Origin of the sequence: Streptomyces viridosporus (assembly GCF_002078235.1) — a bacterium.
GTDB classification, from domain to species: Bacteria; Actinomycetota; Actinomycetes; order Streptomycetales; family Streptomycetaceae; genus Streptomyces; species Streptomyces viridosporus.
The window spans coordinates 1-1,334 of record NZ_MSGP01000187.1 but is presented as its reverse complement, the minus strand read 5'-3'; the positions used below and the strand labels follow the sequence as shown (position 1 = coordinate 1,334).

1 protein-coding gene and 1 pseudogene are annotated in these 1,334 nt (G+C 69.5%); both read right to left on the bottom strand.

Going from position 1 to position 1,334, the window contains the following annotated elements:
* A pseudogene (locus B7L92_RS14080) lies at positions 1-438 on the bottom strand (DUF5336 domain-containing protein); the annotation flags it as partial.
* Positions 439-598: 160 nt separating this feature from the next.
* Positions 599-1,334, bottom strand: a 736-nt coding sequence (locus tag B7L92_RS14075) for an N-acetylmuramoyl-L-alanine amidase (RefSeq protein WP_107501480.1), incomplete at its 5' end; no start/stop codon positions are given.

Genomic DNA, 1,334 nt, shown 5'->3' with positions numbered 1-1,334 from the left:
GCCCTTGAGGGCGGGGACCAGGGGGGTGGCGACGGCCGCGGCGGCCAGGATCAGCGCGGCGATCAGACCGAGGATGAGACCGGCACCCGTGTCGGGCTCGTTGCCGCCGAGACCGGAGAAGATGTCGTCGAACGCTCCCATCGGGTCGATGATCGTCCAGAACGCCGTCCACGCGGAGAAGATCGTCAGCGCCACTCCGAACTGACCGAGGTCGAGACCGGCGACCTTGGGCGGCTGGGGGAGCGCGCGGGCCACGACGATGAGGGCCGCACCGGCGATGCCGGCGATGTACATGCTCATCACCAGGCCGAGGTTGTCCCAGGCATTGGGGATTTCGTCGCCGTCGCCGTCGAACGTGGCGAGGAACGACGCGATGAACAGCAACACCGCTGCTCCGATCACCACGCCGTCGCCTCGAGTGAGGGAGCGGATATTCACTTCAGGTCCTTCGTAGGTCGTCTCGTCGTCGGAAGAGGCGTCGCTGTCACCAAGTTGCCCGAAGGCCCCGGTGGGAAGCGCGGGGGTGGCGCCCCTCATCGTCCGGACGACACTATCGTCCGGGCGATCGGGCTGTCCGCCAGGATCAGCGGGCTGATCCCTACCCGCGCAGGAAGCTCACGATTCCGTCGGAAATCCCTCGGGCCGCTTTCTGCCGCCAGGCACCGCTGGTCAGCAGCGCCGCGTCCTTGCTATCGCGCATGTTGCCGCACTCGACGAACACCTTGGGAACCGTTGACAGATTGAGACCGCCCAGGTCCTTTCGCGTGACGAGACCGGTCCCGCCGCCGACGTAGTTGGAGGGCGCGCTGCCGGTGACGCGGACGAAGTTGCCGGCGATGCGCTCACCGAGGTCGCGGGAGGGCCCGACGATGGCCCGGGTGTCGGCGGCGCCGGCGTCGACGGCGCCGGGAAGGATGACATGGAAGCCGCGGTTGCCGGCGCCGGAGCCGTCGGCGTGCAGGGAGACGACGGCGTCGGCCTTCGCCGCGTTGCCGATCCGGGCCCGCTCGTCCACGCACGGCCCGAACGGCCGGTCGGCGTCCTGCGTCAGCTTCACGGTGGCGCCCTGCTCCTCGAGGAGCGCGCGCATGCGGTGGGCGACGTCGAGGGTGAACCGGGCCTCGGCGTAACCGTCGTTGGTGGACGTGCCGGTGGTGTCGCACTCCTTGCGGTTCGTTCCGATGTCCACCTGGCGGTTGATCTCGGCGGTGTGCCGGAAGTTGCCCGGGTTGTGCCCCGGGTCGATGACGACGACCTTCCCCTTGAGCGGCCCGGACGCGGCGGGCGCGGAGGTGGATGCGGAGGGGGAGGGGGACCTGGCTCGTATACACATC